At 59.4% G+C, this 12,686-nt stretch carries 9 protein-coding genes; 7 read left to right on the top strand and 2 right to left on the bottom strand.

The genetic code is table 11. From position 1 onward, the window contains the following. Window positions 1-68: 68 nt before the first annotated feature. The 7 genes from ptsP to clpB all read left to right on the top strand — a co-directional run bounded on the left by ptsP (window position 69) and on the right by clpB (window position 10,222). Window positions 69-2,336, top strand: a complete 2,268-nt coding sequence (ptsP, locus tag J2X71_RS21540; RefSeq protein WP_113319661.1) for a phosphoenolpyruvate--protein phosphotransferase — start codon at window positions 69-71, stop codon at window positions 2,334-2,336. 28 nt (window positions 2,337-2,364) lie between these two features. Next, on the top strand, window positions 2,365-3,444 hold the full coding sequence (gene prfA, locus J2X71_RS21535) for a peptide chain release factor 1 (protein WP_310384771.1): 1,080 nt from the start codon (window positions 2,365-2,367) through the stop codon (window positions 3,442-3,444). Continuing rightward, entirely contained in the window at window positions 3,441-4,310 is an 870-nt protein-coding gene (gene prmC / locus J2X71_RS21530) for a peptide chain release factor N(5)-glutamine methyltransferase (protein WP_310384770.1), read from the top strand. The genes prfA and prmC overlap by 4 nt, the downstream gene beginning before the upstream one ends. Before the next feature lie 344 nt (window positions 4,311-4,654). Further along, on the top strand, window positions 4,655-5,362 hold the full coding sequence (locus tag J2X71_RS21525; protein WP_310384768.1) for a DUF4167 domain-containing protein: 708 nt from the start codon (window positions 4,655-4,657) through the stop codon (window positions 5,360-5,362). A gap of 192 nt (window positions 5,363-5,554) precedes the next feature. Further along, a complete protein-coding gene (locus J2X71_RS21520; RefSeq protein ID WP_310384766.1) occupies window positions 5,555-6,961 on the top strand; it encodes a DUF1254 domain-containing protein in 1,407 nt (468 codons plus the stop codon). A gap of 182 nt (window positions 6,962-7,143) precedes the next feature. Further along, window positions 7,144-7,347, top strand: a complete 204-nt coding sequence (locus J2X71_RS21515) for a hypothetical protein (protein ID WP_310384764.1) — start codon at window positions 7,144-7,146, stop codon at window positions 7,345-7,347. A gap of 271 nt (window positions 7,348-7,618) precedes the next feature. After that, window positions 7,619-10,222 carry an ATP-dependent chaperone ClpB gene (clpB, locus tag J2X71_RS21510; protein ID WP_310384762.1) on the top strand — a complete coding sequence of 868 codons (2,604 nt, stop codon included), beginning with the start codon at window positions 7,619-7,621 and terminating at the stop codon, window positions 10,220-10,222. 69 nt (window positions 10,223-10,291) lie between these two features. Here the strand turns inward: clpB and J2X71_RS21505 are convergent, their stop codons facing one another. Then, a complete protein-coding gene (locus J2X71_RS21505; RefSeq protein WP_310384759.1) occupies window positions 10,292-12,235 on the bottom strand; it encodes a M23 family metallopeptidase in 1,944 nt (647 codons plus the stop codon). 251 nt (window positions 12,236-12,486) lie between these two features. After that, a partial coding sequence (locus tag J2X71_RS21500; RefSeq protein ID WP_310384757.1) for a hypothetical protein occupies window positions 12,487-12,686 on the bottom strand: 200 nt, incomplete at its 5' end.

Genomic DNA, 12,686 nt, shown 5'->3' with positions numbered 1-12,686 from the left:
TTCAGGTTGAAGATGCGGCCGGTTTTTCTGGCCGCATTAAGCGTTTGTTTCGGGGAGCTTGAGACGCAATGAGAGACCTTTCCGGCGGTCCGCGCGTGCTGCTCAAGCGGCTGCGCGAATTGATGGCGGAACCGCTGGAGCCGCAGGAGCGACTCGACCGGATCGTGCGCCAGATCGCCAGCAACATGGTGGCGGAGGTTTGCTCCGTTTACGTGCTGCGCGCCGATGGCGTTCTCGAGCTTTATGCTACCGAAGGTCTCAATAAGGAGGCCGTCCACCTCTCGCAACTGAAGATGGGACAGGGCCTCGTCGGCACGATCGCCGCATCGGCCCAGCCGCTCAATCTTTCCGACGCGCAGTCGCATCCGGCGTTCCGCTACCTGCCGGAAACGGGCGAAGAGATCTATCATTCCTTCCTCGGCGTGCCGATCCTGCGTACGGGACGCTCGCTCGGCGTTCTCGTTGTGCAGAACAAGGCGAGCCGCAATTATCGCGACGAGGAGCTGGAAGCGCTCGAGACGACGGCGATGGTTCTCGCCGAGATGATCGCGACCGGTGAACTGAAGAAGATCACGAAGCCGGGCCTGGAGCTCGATCTTACCCGCTCGGTCACGGTCGATGGCGATACGTATAATGACGGGATCGGCCTTGGTTACGTCGTGCTCCACGAGCCGCGCATCGTCGTCACCAACCTGCTCAACGAAGATGCTGAGAAGGAAATCCGGCGGCTGGCGGAAGCCATGGGCTCGCTTCGGATTTCCATCGACGACATGCTGTCGCGTCGCGATGTGTCGATGGAAGGGGAGCATCGCGAGGTACTCGAAACTTACCGCATGTTCGCTCACGACCAGGGCTGGGTGCGCAAGCTGGAAGAGGCGATCCGCAACGGCCTGACGGCGGAAGCCGCCGTCGAGAAGGTCCAGAGCGACACCAAGGCGCGGATGATGCGCCTGACCGATCCCTATCTGCGCGAGCGCATGCACGATTTCGAGGATCTGGCGAACCGGCTGCTGCGTGTGCTGACGGGCTATACCGGCCGCACGACGGCCGAGGGTTTCCCGACCGACGCCATCATTCTAGCGCGTGCCATGGGTGCCGCCGAACTGCTCGATTATCCGCGCGCCAATGTGCGTGGGCTGGTGCTCGAAGAAGGCGCGGTGACGAGCCATGTGGTGATTGTCGCGCGTGCCATGGGCATTCCCGTAATCGGCCAGGCGGCGGGTGTCGTGGCACTTGCCGAAAACGGCGATGCCGTCATCATCGACGGCGACGAAGGGCATGTGCATATCCGGCCGATGCCGGAGCATCAGCGCTCCTACGAAGAAAAGGTCCGTTTCCGCGCCAGGCGGCAGGAGCAGTTCCGGGCGCTGCGCTCCGTCGAGCCGGTCACCCGGGACGGTCAGCGCATCCAGCTTCTGATGAATGCCGGCCTGCTGGTCGATCTGCCGCAGCTGGCGGAATCTGGAGCAGAGGGTATCGGCCTATTTCGCACCGAGCTGCAATTCATGATCGCCTCGACTATGCCGAAGGCGGAAGAGCAGGAAATGTTCTACCGCAATGTACTGAAGCAGGCGGGCGGCCGTGTCGTGACCTTCCGCACGCTCGATATCGGCGGCGACAAGGTTGTTCCCTATTTCCGCGGCCACGAGGAAGAGAACCCGGCGCTCGGCTGGCGGGCAATCCGTCTGTCGCTCGATCGGCCGGGATTGTTGCGCACGCAGCTGCGCGCCATGCTGAAGGCTGCGGCGGGCGCCGAGCTGAAGCTGATGGTGCCGATGGTGACTGAGGTTTCTGAAATCAGGCAGGTGCGCGAACTCCTGCAAAAGGAAGTGCAGCATCTTTCGCGTTTCGGCCACGGTCTGCCGCGCAAGTTGCAATTTGGCGCGATGCTGGAAGTACCGGCGCTGCTCTGGCAGCTCGATGAGCTGATGGATGCGGTCGATTTCGTCTCCGTCGGTTCCAACGATCTTTTCCAGTTCGCCATGGCTGTTGATCGCGGCAATGCGCGGGTTTCCGAGCGCTTCGATCCGCTGGAACGGCCGTTCCTGCGTCTCCTGCGCGATATCGTGCGCGGTGCGGATCGCAACAAGACGCCGTTAACGCTCTGCGGCGAACTGGCAGGCAAGCCGCTTTCGGCCATGGCGTTGCTCGGTGTCGGGTTCCGCTCCATCTCCATGTCGCCGGCTTCGATCGGACCTGTCAAAGCGATGTTGCTCGGCCTTGATGCTGAGGCGCTGACGAAGGCTGTCAATGAGGCGCTGGACGACCGGAATGCGACCGTGCCGATGCGCGAGGTGCTTGCCCGCTTCGCCGAGAGCCACAATATTCCCCTTTAGACATATACAAGAAGAATTGGAGTAAGGGGTGGCGAAGCTTCCCATTGAAAAGATGCGCGAGCTTGAGCGCCGCTTCGGCGAGATCGAAGCGCGCATGTCGGCCGGCCCTTCGGCCGACGTCTATGTAAAGCTCGCGTCTGAATATTCAGAACTGCAGCCCGTCGTCACCAAGATCCGCGCCTATCAGAAGGCCGTCGGCGAGCTTGCCGATCTGGAGGGGCTGCTCGAGGACAAGTCCGTCGATCGCGACATGCGTGAGCTTGCCGAACTCGAGCTGCCTGACGTGAAAGAGCGGATCGAGGTGCTGGAGAACGAAATCCAGATCCTGTTGCTGCCAAAGGATGCGGCCGACGAAAAGAGCGCGATCCTGGAAATCCGCGCCGGCACCGGCGGCAATGAGGCGGCCCTTTTTGCCGGCGACCTTTTCCGTATGTATGAGCGCTATGCGTCAACGCACGGATGGAAGGTGGAAGTGCTGTCGTCAAGCGAAGGTGAAGCCGGTGGCTACAAGGAAATCATCGCGACGATCACCGGCAAGGGCGTCTTTGCCAAGCTGAAATTCGAATCCGGCGTGCACCGTGTGCAGCGCGTACCGGAGACGGAAGCAGGAGGGCGCATTCACACCTCGGCCGCGACGGTTGCCGTTCTTCCCGAAGCGGAGGAGATCGATATCGAAATCCGGCCGGAAGATATTCGCATCGATACGATGCGCTCCTCGGGGGCGGGCGGCCAGCACGTCAATACAACGGACTCGGCGGTGCGTATCACCCACCTGCCTACGGGTATCGTTGTCACCAGCTCGGAAAAATCGCAGCATCAAAACCGCGCCAAGGCCATGCAGGTGCTTCGCTCGCGTCTCTACGATGCCGAGCGGCAGAGGGCCGATAGCGAACGTTCGGCCGACCGCAAAAGCCAGGTCGGTTCCGGCGACCGCTCGGAGCGCATCCGCACCTACAATTTTCCACAGGGGCGCGTGACCGATCATCGCATCAATCTGACGCTCTACAAACTCGACCGGATGATGATCGGTGAGATCGACGAAGTGGTGGATGCGCTGCTTGCCGACTACCAGGCGAGTCAGCTCGCACAGCTTGGCGAACAGCAATGACCGCATCCGGGTCGACGGTTTCCGAGATGCTTGCCGAGGCTCGGCGCCGCTTCATGGAAGCCGGCATTGCCGATCCACAGACCGATGCACGGTTGCTGATTTCGGGACTGCTGAAGCTCTCGCCGACCGAGATGCTGACGGCGGGTCGCGAGCCGGTTTCGGAGGAGCAGGCAGGCAGTGTCGGCCGCGCTATCGAACGGCGGCTGAAGCGCGAGCCGGTTCATCGCATTCTCGGAGAGCGGGAATTCTACGGCCTGCCGCTTTCGCTGTCCGCCGGCACATTGGAGCCGCGGCCCGATACGGAAATCCTCGTCGATACGATCATTCCTTATCTGCGCGATCTTGCAAAGACGGAAAGCAGTATCCATATCCTCGACATAGGAACCGGGACGGGAGCGATTTGCCTTGCGCTCCTCCATGAATGTCCGGAAGCATCAGGCATCGGCAGCGACATCTCGACCGATGCACTTGAGACGGCAAGATCAAACGCAGAAAGAAACGGATTGCAGGACCGATTCACGACCATTCGATCGAACTGGTTCGAGAACATCCACGGGACGTTTCATGCGATCGTCTCAAATCCGCCCTATATTGCTTCCAATGTCATTCACGATCTCGCTCCCGAAGTGACGAAATTTGATCCGGCTGCAGCTCTGGATGGCGGCTGGGATGGGCTTGACGCCTATAAAGCCATAGCGAAGGATGCGGGAAGGTTCGTACGGCCAGATGGAATCGTCGGACTGGAAATTGGCTATGATCAACGAAGCGATGTGACGGCGATCTTTGAAGCGGAAGGCTTCAGGTGCCTCAAATCCGTGAAAGATTATGGCCAGAATGACAGAGTGCTCGTGTTCTCGCCGGCATGACCGGCGACAAATTGCAGCATCCAACTGGACATTATTGCTATTGCGAAGAAAAGGCTTGGATTTCCCGAGGAAGCAATATAGGTTGCCCTCACGCGTTGGGCGCATAGGAATGGACGAGATTCGTTCGGTACTTGCTCAGCCTCGGGGTCTGCTCTTTTAAACGAGAGTTTCAAAGGTTGAACACGACCCAATGCGTGAATCAGTCAAACTGACTTGAAGACAAGCGGCAGGTCGGCGCGAAGGCGCACTATGCTTGCGGCACGAAGGCCCTGATCCGGATGGACCGGTCTTGGCGGTTGGTGCCATGTATCCAATCACAAACAGAGAATTCAGGTGAACGATCGATGAGGCCAGGACAGCAGAACAAGCGCGGTCGAGGGCGTGGCAATAACAACAACAATAACAATGGCGGCGGTGGAAATAACAACAATAATAATTTCAACCGTAAGGGTGGGAACCCGCTGACCCGGACCTACGATAGCTCCGGCCCAGATGTGAAAATCCGCGGCACTGCCCAGCACATAGCTGAAAAATATGCGCAACTCGCCCGTGACGCCCAGAGCTCCGGCGACCGCGTCATAGCTGAGAATTACCTGCAGCACGCCGAACACTATAACCGCATCATTGCCGCCGCTCAGGCGCAGATGCAGGAACGCTTCCAGCGTGACGACCGCCAGGATTACAATGATCGTGACAACGCGGACCGTGACGGCGACGAAATGGATGCGGGTGACAATGACGACGTCGTCATCGTTCAGCCGCCTCATCAGCAGCATCAGCGCGAACAGCAGCCGGCCGCTCCGGTAGCGGCGCCGGTGCAGCAGGCGGAAGCGATTGACGGAAGTGGCCCGCAGCCGGAAATCGACGGTATTCCCGCCGAAGTCGCGATGGAAGACGAAGGCTCTGCTGCACCGCAGCGCGAGCGCCAGCCCCGCCGTCGCAATGCCGGCAGCCGCCCGCGCCGTCCGCGTCGCGGTGCTGAAGGTGAGGCCGCCGGTGAAGAAGGCGCTTCCGCGGAAGCCCCTGTTCTCGCTGAAGCTGCTTCCGAATAAGCTTGCTTCAATCGTAGAATTTGAAAGGTCGCCCTTCCGGGCGGCCTTTTCTTTTGCGGGGCGCCTGCTGCTTTTGGTTGCTGCGACTATTGCGAGGGCGTGTTTACACGCGAATTTACAGTAACGTACTTCCACATTCAGCCTTCGAGGCATTCACTCCAGGACACCTGTCGGGACCGGAGGAACGCCATCATGAAGTATCTTGTGTTCCTGTGCATGCTGCTGGTCGCAGCCTCCGCCCATGGCGCGGAGAAGGCAGCACAGCAAGTTTTCGACAATGAGATCGAGCGGAAGGCCGTCCAGGCTGTCGTATGGGGAATTCCTGTCGTCAATTATGACCTGATGCGCCAGGAGATGCTGTCCAAGACGCGGGGCAAGGTTGGGCAGGTCATCTATTGGGGCCGGCCACTGGATTGGAAGAACCAGACGCTGACACCCAATCCCGATGCTCTCTATTTCATGGCTTTCTTCACCACGAGGGATGGTCCCGTTGTTCTCGATCTGCCGGCCGCAGAGAGCGGCGCCTCTTTCAACGGCAACATCGTCAATGCCTGGCAACTGCCGCTCGAGGACGCCGGCTTGCTCGGAATCGATAAAGGCAAGGGTGGAAAATTCGTAACCCTGCCGCCAGACTATAAAGACAAGCTGCCGGATGGTTTCATTCCGCTGCAGTCGGAGGTCTACGGCGGCTACATGCTCTTCCGTTCAAACCTGAAGAGCCACAGCGACGCAGACGTGCAGGCTTCGATCGACTATGGCAAGAAGCTGAAGATCTACCCTCTCTCCGCTGCCAGCAATCCGCCGGAGACCATTTTCGCTGACGTCAAAAACATCCTCTTTGATTCCACCATCAAATGGGATGAGAGCTTCTTCGACAATCTGAACCGCGTCATTCAGGAGGAGCCGTGGATTGTTCGTGATCGGGTGATGATCGATCAGTTGAAATCGATCGGCATCGAAAAGGATAGGCCCTTCAAGCCGAACCAGCATGTGCAGTCCCTTCTGAGCAACGGCATCAAGGAAGCACGGGCGCTTCTGGAGGCAAAATACGATGCCGGGCTTCCCCCATTTTTCACCGAGAGAAGCCGCTGGACCTTCCCAGCCTACCCCGATCTCATCAAGGCTTCGCAGTTTAATTTCGATGAACCGGATGCCTATCCCGTCGATCATCGCGGTGTTGTTTACAGCTATGCCTATATCGGCATCAAGCGGCTGGGCGCAGGCCAATTCTATTCGATCTCGATCCGCGACAAGGACGGGAATGATTTTGACGGTGGCAAGACCTATAGCCTCAACGTTCCGCCAAATGTGCCCGTCGAGCAGTACTGGTCGGTGACGGCTTATGACCGGCAGACGCATGCGTTGATCAAGAATGTTTCGCGCGCGAGTCGCTCATCGCAGATTTCTGAGCTCGTCAAGAACGAGGACGGTTCCATCGACCTCTATTTCGGACCAAGTGCGCCGAGAGGCAAGGAGGCCAATTGGGTGCCGACCGACCCGAAGCGGAAGTTCGAGCTGATGTTCCGTGCTTATGGTCCAACCAAGGACTTCTTTGACAAGAAATGGGTGCTGCCGGATGTCGCGCCGATGAGCAAGTAAGGCTGAGAGGCAATCTGCTCTCACAAGCCTGGCAATCAAAGCTACCCTGGAGATAGGTCGATGATTAGCGGACTACATTTGGCGAGATGCGGGATTGGGCTTTTCCTGTTCGGGTCTTTCCGAGCTTCGGCGTCATCGCTCATTACTGCGTGGGTGCGCGATGGCCGACCGGCGAATTGTTCATGCAGAATATTACGCTCTGGTGGGCATGCCCATGGACATTGTCGATCGCGGCGGTCCAGGCCGGTGGCCTTGGCATGGTCGCGATCGGGCTGACCATGACGGTGATGGAGCGTGCATCCCTACCGCTTCGAGCATCCGGCTTGCCGCCTCTTCTATGTGTGGTGGGTCTGCTCAGCTTTTTGATGGGACGTCAAATTGGATGACGGCGCGGAACACTTCAAGGCGTCATCGGCTGCTCTTTCTGGAGAAACCGACGGGGAGTAACGAAGATATGGCTGCAGGGGAGGCCGCTTTGAATTGCTGGTTTTTCCCTTGCCCTACCCCTTTAAACTATTGGGATTCTCCACCATATCCTGCCCAGATTGTTTGCCGCAAATCCCAATGGCGGCAAACTGGGCTTGCCTTTTGAGGGAGCTCAATCTCAATCATCGGTCTGTGCCTTATGAAGGGCAGGGCGATTCATGGAGGTAACATATGAATATCGAAAAATACTCCGAGCGGGTGCGCGGTTTCGTTCAGTCCGCCCAGACCTATGCGCTTGCGCAGGGGCACCAGCAATTCACCGCAGAACACGTGCTCAAAGTCCTGCTCGATGACGATCAGGGCATGGCCGCTTCGCTGATCGAGCGCGCCGGCGGCGATGCGAAGGCCGCGCGGCTCGCCAATGATGCCGCACTTGCCAAACTGCCGAAAGTTTCCGGCGGTAACGGCAACATCTATCTCGCCCAGCCGCTCGCCAAGGTCTTCTCCACTGCCGAAGAGGCCGCGAAGAAAGCCGGCGACAGCTTCGTGACGGTTGAGCGTCTGCTGCAGGCACTGGCGATCGAAACCTCTGCTTCGACCTATCAGTCGCTGAAGAATGCCGGTGTGACCGCACAGGCACTCAACCAGGTCATCAACGAAATCCGCAAGGGCCGCACCGCCGATACGGCGAGTGCTGAGCAAGGTTTCGACAGCCTGAAGAAATATGCCCGCGACCTGACGAGCGATGCCCGCGAGGGTAAACTTGACCCGGTTATCGGCCGCGACGACGAAATTCGCCGCACGATCCAGGTTCTCTCGCGTCGCACTAAGAACAATCCCGTCCTGATCGGTGAGCCGGGCGTCGGTAAGACGGCGATCGTCGAAGGCCTTGCGCTGCGCATCGTCAATGGCGACGTGCCGGAAAGCCTGAAGGACAAGAAGCTGATGGCGCTCGACATGGGTGCCCTAATTGCCGGTGCGAAGTTCCGCGGCGAATTCGAAGAGCGCCTGAAGGCTGTGCTGAACGAGGTTCAGTCGGAGAACGGCGAGATCATCCTCTTCATCGACGAAATGCACACGCTTGTCGGTGCCGGCAAGGCGGACGGGGCGATGGACGCCTCCAACCTGCTGAAGCCTGCTCTTGCCCGTGGCGAGCTGCATTGCGTTGGCGCAACGACGCTCGATGAATACCGCAAACATGTCGAGAAGGATCCGGCCCTTGCCCGCCGCTTCCAGCCGGTCATGGTCGAAGAGCCGACGGTCGAGGATACGATTTCGATCCTGCGCGGCCTGAAGGAAAAATATGAGCAGCATCACAAGGTGCGCATCGCCGATGCCGCGCTGGTTGCTGCTGCAACGCTTTCGAACCGCTACATCACCGACCGATTCCTGCCGGACAAGGCGATCGATTTGATGGACGAGGCGGCTGCCCGCCTGCGCATGCAGGTGGATTCCAAGCCTGAAGAACTCGACGAGCTCGACCGTCGCATCATCCAGCTGAAGATCGAGCGCGAGGCGCTGAAGAAGGAAACCGATGTTGCCTCCGCTGACCGGCTGAAGCGGTTGGAAGGGGAGCTCGCTTCTCTTGAGGAAGAAGCCGACGCGCTGACGGCCCGCTGGCAGGCGGAAAAGCAGAAGCTCGGCCTTGCCGCTGACCTTAAGAAGCAGCTCGACGATGCCCGCAACGAACTGGCAATCGCCCAGCGCAAGGGTGAATTCCAGCGCGCCGGCGAGCTCGCCTATGGCGTGATCCCCGATCTCGAAAAGCAGCTGATCGAGGCTGAAAGCAAGGAAGACAACAGCCGCAACGCGATGGTGCAGGAGGTCGTGATCCCTGACAATATCGCCCATGTCGTTTCCCGCTGGACTGGCATTCCCGTTGACAAGATGCTGGAGGGCGAACGCGACAAGCTGCTCCGGATGGAAGACGAGCTGGCGAAGTCGGTGATCGGCCAGGGCGACGCGGTTCAGGCCGTATCCCGCGCCGTGCGCCGTGCCCGCGCAGGCCTTCAGGATCCGAACCGGCCGATCGGCTCGTTCATCTTCCTCGGTCCGACCGGCGTCGGCAAGACGGAGCTCACCAAGGCGCTCGCGCGTTTCCTCTTCGACGACGAGACGGCGATGGTGCGCATGGATATGTCCGAGTACATGGAGAAGCACTCCGTGGCCCGGCTGATCGGTGCCCCTCCCGGCTATGTCGGCTATGATGAAGGTGGTGCGTTGACGGAAGCTGTCCGTCGCCGGCCCTATCAGGTCGTTTTGTTCGACGAGATCGAGAAGGCGCATCCTGATGTCTTCAACATCCTGCTGCAGGTGCTGGACGATGGTCGCCTGACCGATGGTCAGGGCCGGACGGTCGACTTCCGCAACACGATGATCATCATGACTTCGAACCTCGGTGCCGAATACCTGACGCAGTTGCGTGAAGGTGAGGACAGCGAGACCGTTCGGGAGCAGGTGATGAATGTCGTTCGCGGTCATTTCCGGCCGGAGTTCCTGAACCGTATCGATGAGATCATCCTCTTCCACCGCTTGAAGCGTGAGGAGATGGGCGCGATCGTCGATATCCAGCTGAAGCGGCTGATCTCGCTGCTGTCCGAGCGCAAGATCACACTCGATCTCGACGAGGATGCCCGCAATTGGCTGGCGAATAAGGGATACGATCCAGTCTACGGCGCTCGTCCGCTGAAGAGGGTGATCCAGAAGTTCGTCCAGGATCCGCTCGCCGAGCAGATCCTCTCAGGTCAGGTACCGGACGGATCGACGGTGACGATCACCAGCGGCTCGGACCGGTTGCTGTTCCGGTCGAAGCAGTCGGTCAACGAAGCGGCGTAAGGCTGCGCAGACGAGAATTGAAAATGGCGGCCCTCGGGCCGCCATTTTTGTTTCTGCAGAAGGGGAGAATTATTTGCTCGCGACCTGATCCGTGGCGGGCTGGTTGTTCAGCAGCGTGTCGATGCGCTTACGCTCGTCCTCGAATTTGGCGAGCGCATCACCCTGAAGCGACTTGCCGCCCGGCAGGCGGATGCGCAACGGGTCGACTTTGGTGCCGTTGACGATCAATTCGTAGTGCAGGTGCGGGCCGGTGGATTCACCCGTGGTGCCCACCCAGCCGATGACCTGGCCCTGTCGCACCTTGGCGCCCGGCACGATGCCTTTGGCGATGGCGCTCTGGTGGTTATAGGAGGATTCATAGCCATTGGCGTGGCGGACGATGGTCTGGTTGCCGTAGCCGCCGGAATCCCAGCCTGCCTTTTCAACCGTACCGTTGCCAGCAGCAATGATCGCCGTGCCGCGGGGGGCCGCCCAGTCGACGCCAGTATGCATGCGCGCGAAGCCGAGGATCGGGTGGCGGCGCATGCCGAAGCCGGACTTGAAGATGCCGTTCGGGACAGGATTGCGCAGCAGGAACTGGCGGATGCTCTTGCCGTCCTGATCAAAGTAATCGATCGTGCCATCTTCCGGGTCCTGGAAGCGATAGAAGCGCGTCAACGTATCGCCGAAGCGGGCGTTAACATAGAGAAGATCGGAATTCTCGGTCGCCTGGCCGTTACTGTCGGTGACGGAGAAGAAGGCTTCAAGATAGTCCGTCGGCTTCAACTGCGCCTGGAAGTCGACATTGGCCGCGAGCAGCTTGATGATCAGCGCCGTCATGTCCTTGGTCATGCCATAGGAAAGAGCTGCGCGGTAAATGCCGTCATAGACGCGCGGCAAATTCTGGCCGGCGGGCGGAGCGAAGGAATTGTCCTCAAAGGCGGTGGCGACAGCATCCAGCATCGGCGGTTCGCTGCCGGCCACGAAACGGCCCTTGTCGTCGAGGGCGACGGTAATCAGATGGCGTGTACCGCGATAGATGCTGGCGCGGATGATCTTCGCCTGCTCGCCCTTCTGAATGATACCGATGCGCAGGACGTCGCCCTTCGAAAGCGTATCGGTGCCGAACAGGGGAGCGATATAACCGGACATGCCGTCTGCCTGCGGCTGCGGATAGCCGGAATCGGCAAGCGCCTTGGCGATTGTCGTATCCTGGCGCACCGGCAGGATGTCGTCGGCGAATTCTTCGGTCTGCGGTGTGATGGATTCCGGTGCCGAGACCGTCATGTTCTGCTCGAGCACGCGCGCGGCAAGGCCGGCGGTCAGATCGACGTCGTTATCCTCGGCGGAGAAACGGCGCGGATCCACATAGTAGAGGGCGGCAAGCTGGGCATTTCCGTCCGTCAGAACGGAGCCGTTGGAACGGACGTTCTCTTCGACCTCGTCGAGCGACAGGCCAGGGGCCATGTTGAGGTCGGATTTGCCGGTTGGGAAGGGAATGGTCTTCAGCGCCACTTCGGATTCGACATCGGATCCGTAAATTGCGCCGGTGCGGCTTTGCGGTGCCGGCTGGGGCTCGTCGGCCGAGAAGATCGCCAGTGGATCGAAATCCGGATAATCCTCAGTCGCGACGTGATTGGCAGCCAACATCATCTTCACATGGGAGAAGGGCTGGCGGCGCACGACTTCCTTCTCGCCGTCATGGACGACGGTCGAGACTTCCATGATGGCACGGTCGGATGGCTTGGCGGCGATGACGGGGGCGATCAGACGACCGCCGCGGGTAACGGACGTATCCTGATGCGCGTCTGCCGACGCGCTTGCATAGGCCTCAGCCGGGATTGCCAGCTGCTGCCGGCCGTCCAGGGCAGCAAAAAGCGCAACACCCATGAGGATCGAGGAGGTTATGCCTGTGAGGAACGTGCCCGAAAGCCAGCGAAGCGAAACCTCGCGCCGGTCGGGCGCACGTCTCCCGTCTGCCAGAAGCGGAGGCTCGCTGCCGAGCGAGCGGATCATCATTTTCTCCGTCATCATGGCAGTAGAGTTCGCATCCTTACATTCGATGTCTTTATAGGCATCCGCGAGCCGTCCTGGCTGGGGCGAAAGATGTGCATATTTTGGGCACTCAAGTCAAATCACACCAGAATAGGCACTCTACGTGCGCATGCCTGCGTGAATCATGCGTGTTTCCTCTGACCAGCAGAATGTGATGATGTCGGGGCGAAGAGGGTCCAAATCGTATCTTCCACAGCAAAACCGACAAACAGTCATGTTTTTCGGCCCGTTTAGGTGAGATCGGAATCCGGGAAACGAGCGGCTTTCAGAAGCCGATATAAAATCTCTTGTAGAAACAACAGGATGGAAGAAAAGCGATTTTTTTGAAAAAGGCCTGTTGACTGTTTCGATGTGTGAGGATTATAAGCCCACTCACTGAACGAGGGCGGCGGCGCTGCTGGCGACGAAGTCTTTCGTTCTAAAGAAACTC

Source organism: Rhizobium sp. 1399, assembly GCF_031455475.1.
Taxonomy (GTDB): Bacteria; Pseudomonadota; Alphaproteobacteria; order Rhizobiales; family Rhizobiaceae; genus Rhizobium.
This window is presented reverse-complemented; position numbering and strand designations above follow the sequence as displayed.

What these genes read in the sequence shown, in the direction of transcription:
- J2X71_RS21525 (WP_310384768.1), top strand. Translation starts at nt 4,655, where the DNA reads ATGAGGCCAGGACAGCAGAACAAGCGCGGTCGAGGGCGTGGCAATAAC.
- J2X71_RS21515 (WP_310384764.1), top strand. Translation starts at nt 7,144, where the DNA reads ATGCAGAATATTACGCTCTGGTGGGCATGCCCATGGACATTGTCGATC.
- clpB (WP_310384762.1), top strand. Translation starts at nt 7,619, where the DNA reads ATGAATATCGAAAAATACTCCGAGCGGGTGCGCGGTTTCGTTCAGTCC.
- prmC (WP_310384770.1), top strand. Translation starts at nt 3,441, where the DNA reads ATGACCGCATCCGGGTCGACGGTTTCCGAGATGCTTGCCGAGGCTCGG.
- J2X71_RS21505 (WP_310384759.1), bottom strand. Translation starts at nt 12,235, where the DNA reads ATGATGACGGAGAAAATGATGATCCGCTCGCTCGGCAGCGAGCCTCCG.
- J2X71_RS21520 (WP_310384766.1), top strand. Translation starts at nt 5,555, where the DNA reads ATGAAGTATCTTGTGTTCCTGTGCATGCTGCTGGTCGCAGCCTCCGCC.
- ptsP (WP_113319661.1), top strand. Translation starts at nt 69, where the DNA reads ATGAGAGACCTTTCCGGCGGTCCGCGCGTGCTGCTCAAGCGGCTGCGC.